Source organism: Cephaloticoccus primus, assembly GCF_001580015.1.
GTDB lineage: Bacteria > Verrucomicrobiota > Verrucomicrobiia > Opitutales > Opitutaceae > Cephaloticoccus > Cephaloticoccus primus.
Window position 1 is genome coordinate 83822 of the sequence record NZ_LSZQ01000046.1, and the last position, 7299, is coordinate 91120.

Genomic DNA, 7299 nt, shown 5'->3' on the forward strand with positions numbered 1-7299 from the left:
CGCGCGCTGCTCACAAGGCCGATGTGCCAGCTTTTAGACGTCGAGGTACTGGACGTTCAGCGCGTTGTCTTCGATGAACTGGCGGCGCGGCGGTACTTCGTCGCCCATCAGCAGGGTGAAGAGCGCATCGGCCTTGGCGGCGTCGTTGATCGAGACTTTGAGCAGGCGGCGCTTGGCCGGATCCATCGTGGTCTCGAAGAGCTGCTTGGGATTCATTTCACCCAAGCCCTTGTAGCGCTGGATGGTGAGGCCCTTGCGGCCGAGCGTGCGGATGTGCGCCACGATTTCGAGCGGGGCGAAGAGCTCCGTCTTCGACTCGGATTTCTGGCCCTGGTTTTCGGTGATCACAAAGCGCGGCTCCTCGGTCGCACTGAAGCGGTTCACATCGAGCCCGACTTCGGCGATTGCCTTGAGGAGCTTCGACATTTCGCCGCTCTCAAAGATTTCGTGCAGCGTAATCCGCGTGCGGATGGCCGAGCCCGTGGTTCCGGACAACTCGCCCACGCGGGTAGCCGTTGTGGTGGGCGCTGAGCCGGCGGCAGTAGGCGCGCCGTCCGTCGTTTTTTCGGCAGTGCCGGGAGCGGCAGCGGCGTTGGCAATAGTCGCCTGCTCAACAGTCGCGTCGCCCAGCGTTACGGTCTGGGCCGAGGCGCTCGCAGCGGCTTCCTGCCCCTCCCCTGTCTCAATGGCAGCGGCGGCGTTGACCTCTTCTTGCTCGGCGGTGTCGGCATCAAGGCCGTGCTCGGCGATGAAGCGGGCGCGCGCGGCCTCGTCGCGCAGGAATTCGTGCCGCTCGTCGTTGCCGGTGCGGATGCGCGCGAGGTAGCGCGGCAGCGCATGCGTGGCGGGGTCATGCGTGTCGAGGTACGCGGGCAGCGATGCACCGTAGCGGGTGACGCTGGTGCCGAGTCTTTCGAGCGCGGCGAGGTGCTCGACGATCTGGTCGATCTGCGCGGGCGCAAAGACGTGCCCGTCCTTGAGCCGCGTGAGGACGACGTCTTCGGAGCCGAGCTCGCGCAAGATGCGGTTGAGCTGCTCGTCGTTGTCTACGTACTGCTCGCGCTTCTTGCGCTTGATTTTGTAGAGCGGCGGCTGGGCGATGTAGACGTAGCCGCGGTCGAAGAGGCCGCGCATCTGCCGGTAGAGGAAGGTGAGCAGCAGCGTGCGGATGTGCGAGCCGTCCACATCGGCGTCGGTCATGATGATGACTTTGTGGTAACGGGCTTTGTCGGCGTTAAACGCGGCGGCGTCTTCGCCCGTGCCGATGCCCGTGCCGATCGCGGTGATGAGGACGCGGATTTCCTCGTTGTTGAGCACCTTGTCGAGCTGGGCTTTCTCGGAGTTGATGAGCTTGCCGCGCAGCGGGAGGATCGCCTGGAAGCGGCGGTCGCGCCCTTGCTTGGCCGAGCCTCCCGCGGAGTCACCCTCGACGATGTACAGCTCGGTGAGCGACGGGTCGCGCTCGGAACAGTCGGCGAGCTTGCCCGGGAGGCCGCCGCCGGAGAGCGCGCCTTTGCGGATCGTCTCGCGCGCTTTGCGCGCGGCCTCGCGTGCGCGGGCGGCGTGGAGGCATTTCTCGATGATCCGCTTGGCGAGCGGCGGCGAGATTTCGAAGTGCTTCATGAGCCCTTCGTAGGAGGCCGAGCCGACGATGCGCTCCACCTCGGGCGAGAGCAGCTTCACCTTCGTCTGCGACTCAAACTTCGGGTCGCTGTGCTTGATCGAGATCACCGCCGCGAGGCCCTCGCGCACGTCGTCACCGGTGATCTGCGGGTCTTTGTCTTTGAGCAGGTTGTTCGACTTGGCGAACTGGTTGATCGCCCGCGTGAGCGCGCTGCGAAAGCCGGAGAGGTGCGTGCCGCCGTCGGGGTTGTGAATCGTATTGGTGTAGCACAGGACCTGGTCGTTGTAGGAGTCGTTGTACTGGAGGACGACTTCGACGTGGATCTCGGCGGGCTTGTCGTCGATCGGCTCGGTGCTGATTTTTGTGACGCGGATCGGCTCGGGGTGCAGCGCGGTCTTCCCCTGGTTGAGCTGGCGGACGAATTCCTCGACGCCGTTTTTATAGAAGAAGGTCTCCGGCTTCGCGTTGGCCGGGCGCTCGTCGAGGAAAACGATTTCCAGGCCCGAATTCAGAAACGCCAGCTCGCGCAGCCGCTGGCTGATCCGCTCGGCGACGAAGACGGTCGTCTCGCGAAAAATCTCCGGATCGGGCTTGAACGTGATGTAGGTGCCGGTGCCGCGCGCCTTGCCGATCACTTCGAGCGGCTTGACCGTCTGGCCGCGCTCGAAGCGCATGTGGTGGAGCTGCCCCTCGCGCGAGATCTCGACCTCAAACCACTCCGACACCGCGTTCACGCACTTCGCGCCCACGCCATGCGTGCCGCCGGAAAACTTGTAGCCGCCCTGCCCGTACTTGCCGCCCGAGTGCAGCGTCGTCAGCACCAGCTCCACGCCCGGGAGCCCCGACTCTCTATTGATATCTACCGGGATGCCGCGGCCGTTGTCGCGGATGGAGATCGAGCCATCGACGTGGATATTCACCTCGATCCGCGTGCAGTGGCCGGCGAGATGCTCGTCCACCGAGTTGTCCAAAACCTCCGACACGCAGTGGTGCAGCGCGCGCTCGTCGGTGCCGCCGATGTACATGCCGGGCTTTTTGCGGACAGCCTCCAGCCCCTTGAGCTGGCCGAGCTGATCGGCGTTGTAATCGTGATCGTTTACGGGGTTTTGAGCCGGGATTTCGGAGTCGGGAGAGTCGGACATGTAGCGCGTTGGTGAAGGGGGAAAACGAAACGCGAAACACTCGTTCCAAACCCCGCTTCGGGCGAGGGTTTTTTTAGCGAAAAAACACCTCGCCCGCCCCCCAAAGCCCCCACCACTGTGCCGCCCACCATGCCGAGCCCTGCGATTGAAAAACTCCTCATCCTACAGGCTCGTGACTCCCACCGCCGCGAGCTCGAAGCGCACATCGCCGCCACGCCCGCCGAGCTCGCTCGCGTCGAACAGCAGATCGCCGCCGAGCGCACCGCAATAGACCACGCTCGCGACGAGCTGCGCCGGCTCGAAGCCGACAAGAAACTCCTCGAAACCGAGATCGGCCTCGCCGAGGGCAAGCTCGCCAAGTACCGCACCCAGCAACTCGCCGTTAAGAAAAACGACGAATACCAGGCACTCACCCGCGAGATCGAAGCCACCGAAGTCGCAGTTAGTGCACTCGAAGAGCGCGAGCTGGAGCTTCTCTACGCCATCGACGCCGCCAAGGAACGCTTCGACGCTGCCGAAGCCGCGCTCCAGCAAAACATCAGCGGCCACCAGGCCCGCATCGCCAGCCTCCACGAGCGCGAGGCCAGCCTCCGCAGCGAGCTGGAAACCACCCGCGCCGAAGTCGCCGCCGCGCGTGCGCCCATCGCCGAGCCGCTCCTGCGCGTGTACGACCGGATCTCCGCCCGCCAATGGCCCGTCGTCGTCCCGCTGCAAAACGGCATCTGCGGCGGCTCTCACCTGAAAGTGTCCTCCGAAGTCGAATCAGCCGCCCGCGCCGCCAACCGGATGACCGCCGCAGCCGATAGCCCCGCCGCCCTCGAACAACTCGTCCTCTCCGACCAATCCGGACAGATTTTGTACTGGGTCGGCTAAACCACCACCCGCCAGATAAGACGGGGCCACCACCACTGCGCGTGGGGGCGGCACGCAAGCCGCACAGTTGAATGAAATCCCTGGCTGGTGCTCAGGTGGAAATTTAACCCATAAACTTTTTTGCCGCGCCCCAATGGGTTTCCGCTTCATTCGCGTACGGGCTGAGGCACCTGACGAGCCGCCAACGAGCGGCTCGCAGAATGGAACGGTCGAAGACCGTGTCGCAACGCGACAGGGGGAGTTCATGTAAATTTGCGATTTTGTTCGGGCGCAAAGCGCACGGGCAAAATCGCAAATTATAATGGCACGTGGCGCCACGCCACCGCCCCACGCGTAGTGGAGCCTCTCGTGAAAACTGGTTTTGGGGCCGGTAAGCCGGATTCTGTTCCGCGCCGCGAGGCGGCTAAGCCACCGCGCGGCACTTCGACTGTCATTTATCTCAGGACGAGAAGCGCGGCCCTGCTCTCGCCCTGGCCTGCGCGCTCCCTCGGACTCGCGGCCCGCAGGCCCCAAGCCCGCGAAGCGCAACACGCTGCGGCATACCCGAGACTGTGGGGCGGGCCGCCCAGTCTCCTATTTTGCCTTGCACCGGATGGGGTTTTTCGTGCCGCCAAACGCTCGCGCGTGGCGCGGTGGGCTCTTACCCCACCTTTTCACCCTTACCCGCACCGCGCGATTCACGAGAACCACGCCGCACGGGCGGTTTGTTTTCTGTGACACTGTCCGTCGACGCGCCTTGACGCGCGCCTCCCGTGCTTGAGTGCGCCAGGCGCAACTCTCGCACGGCATCCTGCCCTGCGGTGTCCGGACTTTCCTCTCCGTCGGCGTTTTTTCAAAGAAACTACACACTTGGAGCGACAATCAGGCCCCAAAACCAGTTCCGCCACTAGAGGCGCCGCCCGCAGCCACTTCGAGCCTTTTTATTCCCGCTGCGCCAAGTTACGGTTGACGCGAGCCGCGCGCTTTGGCTGCGTCTCCCACTTCGTTAACGCACTCCATTCATGGCCAACACCAAATCCGCTATCAAAGCCGCGCGCAAAACCGTGCGCCTGACCGCTCGCAACAAAGCGACCAAGACCCGCCTCAAGACCCTGCACAAGAAGCTCGACGCCGCAGCCAAGGCCGGTGACTCCGTGGCCCTCAAAACCGCGGCCTCCAGCTACACCTCGGCGATGGATAAGGCCGTAAAGTCCGGCGTCGTCCACCGCAACGCGGCCAACCGCGCCAAGTCACACGCCGCCTTGAAAATCAAAGGCACCGCGACCGCCGCCGAGCCCCTCGCCGCCTGAGCGGGCCGAGTCGACACACGCAGGAAACCTGCGGGAAAACCATAGCGCTACCCGCGCAGCTCGCAGCTCTTGCCGCGGCTCCCACAAACTCGCAGCGCCGAGCCACAACACACGCCCAAAGCCGCGTATAGCGTTCCTGCCCCGCCCCTCTCTCCTCCAGCCGCAGCCCCTTCCCGCTGCGGCTTTTTTGTACCCGAGTAAAATTCAACTCCAGAGACACCTCTTCCCATCCGGAAAATGTCACGTTGCGCTCAGCGGCTCAGGAAACATTTTTCCCATACCCCAAAGGAAAACAGCCATGACGAAAACGATGACAGCACGCGAAGCTCACGCGCAGTTTTTTGAGGTGCTCGACGAAGCACAGGCAGGGGCAGAGGTGATTATCGAGCGCGACAATCGCCCGGTAGCCCGCCTGATTCCCTTTCCAGAACTCAACTCCCCCGCCTCAAAGCCCACAGAGCAACGCCTGGAAACGATTGGAAAACTCCGCCAATGGGCCCGAGAAGCCATCGTAGGTCCGCCCCTTACGATTGAGGAAATCATCTCTGCTCGCGATGAAGGCCGTCGTTATTGATCCCTCGGTATCGGTCAGTTGGGGCATGGAGGACGAGCAGACTCCATTTAGTGCCCAGTTGCTCACCGAAATACATCGGCGAGCCTTCCTGCCAATTACTATCCCGCTGTTTTGGTATGAGCTGCGAAGCGTGATGATCAATAACGTGCGCCGTGGCAGAGTTCGTGCGGACAAGGTCTCGGAGTTTTTGCGCTACATGCACACACTCGGGATAGCCACGCGAACGACACCCACAGACGACGAGGTATGCGCCCTCGCCTATCGATACCAACTCACTGGTTATGATGCGAGCTACCTTGCTCTCGCAGTAAGCGAACGGGCAATCCTCGCCACCAACGATCAAGACTTGGCGCGGGCGGCTTTCGCGGAAGGCTTGGAGCTGAGAACGCTACTCGCGCCCGAAAGATACCGCAGCGGAGCTAAGGGCCACCAGCCGTTCCCTAAACCTTAGGGAATCGCTCACCGGCTCCACGCTAGGGCAGCTCGGCGTTCAGGATGGCGGCGGTTTGCGACTCGCGGTGGGCAGTCACGGCTTTGGCAGCTTTCACGGCAGTTTCGTCGCCACCGGTCGCCAGGATTTGTGTGGCAAAGTGCGCCGCGTTGATCGCTCCCGCCCTGCCAATCGCAAAGGTCGCCACCGGTACGCCCCCGGGCATCTGTACGATCGAGAGCAGCGAATCCAGCCCCTTGAGCACGGCCGACTCTACCGGCACACCGAGGACGGGCAGCGGCGTCAGAGCCGCCACCATCCCGGGCAGGTGCGCGGCGCCGCCCGCCCCCGCGATGATTACTCGCAGCCCACGGCTCGACGCCTCTTTGGCATAGCTGACGAGTAGCTCGGGCGTCCGGTGGGCACTGACGACCCGTTTTTCGTAGGCCACGCCCAGCCGGTCCAGCACGCCCGCCGCATGCTGCATCGTCTCCCAATCCGAAGTGCTGCCCATAATCAGTCCCACAAGCGGTTTCGTCATGACTTCAGCAATGACCGCTTCCCACGCCTCCGCCAAGCCACGAATCCCAGCACACCGAGCGAAAACACCGCCCCATAAGTCGCAGGCTCGGGGACGGGAAGCTGCCCAAAGCCATGTCCCGCACCAATCTCCCAATAGTCTTTATTGTACTCTCTGACACCTGCGGGACCTTCATTATCAAAGTGTATTTTCCCTAGCGCATCGGCTAGCCCCTGGCTGCCCTTTCTAACTAATAAATGATCATAATTCCTAACCCAAAGTGTAACCTTTAATAATCCGCCATCAGCTATTACCAAATCATTTAAGTAAATTTTACTAGTACGCTCATTGGAGATACTAATAGTACCAAAGTCACGTACAGTGATCCTGTTAACCTCTTTCATCAGAGAAAACTCGCCATCATAAAACTCAATTTCACCTCCTCCAGATATCACAATATCATCCCGTTGCGAAACTCGATATTCACTATCAATTCGCAATACCCCTTTATTCACATTGATAGTTCTAAGGGGGGCTACGCTCAGCTTTTTAGGGTTTATACTACTCTCTCCCTCGCTCTTCCCCCGCTTATCATCTGTCAAGTTACTTCCGCTCTGCTCTTTGTGCTTTTTCCGCTTCTGTCCTCGTACTGGATCACCCAGATTTAAATCAGCTAAACTGGAAACACCAGTAGTTATTTCCGCTCTGTACATATCCCCCTCCTGCTGCTCCAGAATTTTATTTATCCACTGACTCTCTCCTATCCTCAGAATGTCCGCACGAAGGACATCCGTATTTATATTATAGATACTAATACTCGGGGGGGGGGGGGGGGGGGGGGGGGCTA

The 7299-nt window shown here is 61.5% G+C and carries 7 protein-coding genes and 1 other RNA gene; 4 read left to right on the forward strand and 4 right to left on the reverse strand.

All coding sequences use genetic code 11. The annotated features are described in order from the left end of the window. Positions 1-33: 33 nt before the first annotated feature. Entirely contained in the window at positions 34-2766 is a 2733-nt protein-coding gene (gene gyrB / locus AXK11_RS06050) for a DNA topoisomerase (ATP-hydrolyzing) subunit B (RefSeq protein ID WP_068630285.1), read from the reverse strand. A 117-nt stretch (positions 2767-2883) separates the two neighbouring features. On the opposite strand from gyrB, the gene AXK11_RS06055 reads away from it, so the two are divergent. Beyond that, the gene (locus tag AXK11_RS06055; protein WP_068630286.1) at positions 2884-3639 is read left to right on the forward strand and encodes a zinc ribbon domain-containing protein; all 756 of its coding nucleotides are present in this window, start codon (positions 2884-2886) and stop codon (positions 3637-3639) included. Positions 3640-3994: 355 nt separating this feature from the next. On the opposite strand, the gene rnpB is transcribed toward AXK11_RS06055, so the two are convergent. Beyond that, positions 3995-4513, reverse strand: an RNA gene (gene rnpB, locus AXK11_RS06060) — RNase P RNA component class A. A gap of 127 nt (positions 4514-4640) precedes the next feature. Here rnpB and rpsT point away from each other — a divergent pair. The 3 genes from rpsT to AXK11_RS06075 all read left to right on the forward strand — a co-directional run bounded on the left by rpsT (position 4641) and on the right by AXK11_RS06075 (position 5953). Next, positions 4641-4928, forward strand: coding sequence for a 30S ribosomal protein S20 (gene rpsT / locus AXK11_RS06065; RefSeq protein WP_068630287.1), 288 nt, complete (start codon positions 4641-4643; stop codon positions 4926-4928). 298 nt (positions 4929-5226) lie between these two features. Further along, complete coding sequence (locus AXK11_RS06070) at positions 5227-5502, forward strand: type II toxin-antitoxin system Phd/YefM family antitoxin (protein ID WP_068630288.1); 276 nt, start codon at positions 5227-5229, stop codon at positions 5500-5502. After that, positions 5483-5953, forward strand: coding sequence for a type II toxin-antitoxin system VapC family toxin (locus AXK11_RS06075; RefSeq protein WP_068630290.1), 471 nt, complete (start codon positions 5483-5485; stop codon positions 5951-5953). The genes AXK11_RS06070 and AXK11_RS06075 overlap by 20 nt, the downstream gene beginning before the upstream one ends. A 22-nt stretch (positions 5954-5975) precedes the next feature. On the opposite strand, the gene purE is transcribed toward AXK11_RS06075, so the two are convergent. Continuing rightward, positions 5976-6473 (reverse strand): 5-(carboxyamino)imidazole ribonucleotide mutase, encoded by a 498-nt coding sequence (gene purE, locus AXK11_RS06080; RefSeq protein WP_068630292.1) that lies wholly within the window; start codon positions 6471-6473, stop codon positions 5976-5978. Further along, positions 6470-7299, reverse strand: an 830-nt coding sequence (locus tag AXK11_RS09470; protein WP_156469225.1) for a PEP-CTERM sorting domain-containing protein, incomplete at its 5' end; no start/stop codon positions are given. The genes AXK11_RS09470 and purE, both read right to left, overlap by 4 nt.

Coding starts and splice junctions, on each gene's coding strand:
- gyrB (WP_068630285.1), bottom strand. CDS start 2,766: ATGTCCGACTCTCCCGACTCCGAAATCCCGGCTCAAAACCCCGTAAAC.
- rpsT (WP_068630287.1), top strand. CDS start 4,641: ATGGCCAACACCAAATCCGCTATCAAAGCCGCGCGCAAAACCGTGCGC.
- AXK11_RS06070 (WP_068630288.1), top strand. CDS start 5,227: ATGACGAAAACGATGACAGCACGCGAAGCTCACGCGCAGTTTTTTGAG.
- AXK11_RS06075 (WP_068630290.1), top strand. CDS start 5,483: ATGAAGGCCGTCGTTATTGATCCCTCGGTATCGGTCAGTTGGGGCATG.
- purE (WP_068630292.1), bottom strand. CDS start 6,473: ATGACGAAACCGCTTGTGGGACTGATTATGGGCAGCACTTCGGATTGG.